Genomic DNA, 1,492 nt, shown 5'->3' with positions numbered 1-1,492 from the left:
TCTTTACCTATGGCACCGGCTCGTCCGGCTGCCATGGTCGTGTTGCTTGAACCACTGAGCGACTTCCCAGGCGCCCCGGGCCAGCCAAGGCCGGGGGCGTTCTGCGTGGTGCCGGGTCCGTGGTGAGACCCCGGGGTTCCGTCACCCGAGGAGACCCCATCGTGAACACCCGTAACACCGTGTCGACCGCCGCCGTCCAGGCCGAGCCCCAGGGCCAGCCGCAGGCGCGGGTCCAACCCCAGGCGCGGGTCAGGCCCCAGCCGCAGGCGCAGATCCAGCCCCAGGCGCAGCCTCCGACCGCCGCCGCGACGGACGCCGAGGCGACCGGGGCCCGTACCGGCGCCGCGGCGGACGTCATCCGCGGGGCCCGGCAGCGGATCGACGACCTCGACGGCCGGATCATCGGCCTGGTCCAGGAGCGCGCCGCCGTCTCGGCCGCCATCCAGCACGAGCGCATCACCTCCGGCGGGCGCCGGGTCAACCTCGCGCGCGAACTCGAAGTCCTCAACCACTACCGCGACCAGCTCGGCAAGCCCGGCACCGCGCTGGCGATGACCCTGCTGGAGATGTGCCGGGGCCGCATCTGAGCCCCATTGCCCGGGCTGGGCCCGCACCCTGCCGTGGGGCCGCCCCGGGACCGTCCCCACGGCTGCCGGGCCCGGGGCGCGCCGGAGCTCCGGGCCCGCCCCGCCGCAGGCTCCCCCCTCCCGTACGCCCGACCGTCCCGGCGCCGTCCGCCATGGGTCGTACGCCGGAGTGCGCCGGGTGTCGGAACGTGCGTCCGGTGGGTGGTTCTCGCGCGTGTGCGGAACCGTTTCATCGCCCAGCGTGGCGAGCCGTCACCCGTACGGCGCGTGACCGGCGCGCGCGGCCTGTCGTTGGGCCACGTGTCCGCGCCAGCCAGGAGCGGCCCCATTCCACGCGTGGCCTTCCGTACCTGTTCACCGGGCGCCCGACAGCGGCAGGACGGAGACACCGGAGCGAGAGACGTGTTCCCCGTGGTGACGCACGGGGAGCATGCCGTGGGACCTCGCCCCGGCCCGGCGACCGGTCAGCAGGGGACAGCCGCCCGGTCGCCACACACCACCGGTCGGTTCCGGGGACGCCCGGAGCCGACCGCATCCGGTCGAAACGGTTGCGCCGGATGTGGCATATCCACCACGATGCAAAGCGAGACCCCCCGCAGCGCACCGCCCTTCGACCGGGCCGTACGTCCCGTGTCGACGGCGCTATCAGTCGTGCCGGCCGAGCCGGCGCCGGTGCCCGCGGACCGCACCACCACCTGACTCTCCGGACCAGCGGCGCAACCCCCCGGCGCCGCCTCTCAGCACCGGCGCTGCCCTGACGCCGATGCTGACCGCCGAGGGGCCCCGGGGCCCCCGCCCCCCCCCCCCGGCGCCCCGCCCCCCCCCGGGCGCCGGACGGGCTCCGCCGCGCTGAGCCGCGGGGACAAGTCGCCCCGCCCGCCGCAGTCGGAAAGCCATGCGCGATG

General features: G+C 75.8%; 1 protein-coding gene. It reads left to right on the top strand.

Annotation, left to right across the window (positions count from 1 at the left end; all coding sequences use genetic code 11):
* Nucleotides 1-272: 272 nt before the first annotated feature.
* Nucleotides 273-587 carry a chorismate mutase gene (locus AAHZ94_RS33895; RefSeq protein ID WP_349997531.1) on the top strand — a complete coding sequence of 105 codons (315 nt, stop codon included), beginning with the start codon at nt 273-275 and terminating at the stop codon, nt 585-587.
* Nucleotides 588-1,492 lie beyond the last annotated feature (905 nt).

It is taken from the genome of Streptomyces sp. HSW2009 (assembly GCF_040240285.1).
Taxonomy (GTDB): domain Bacteria; phylum Actinomycetota; class Actinomycetes; order Streptomycetales; family Streptomycetaceae; genus Streptomyces.
Note: the sequence above shows the minus strand (reverse complement) of the source record. Positions and strands in the feature narration are given on the sequence as shown.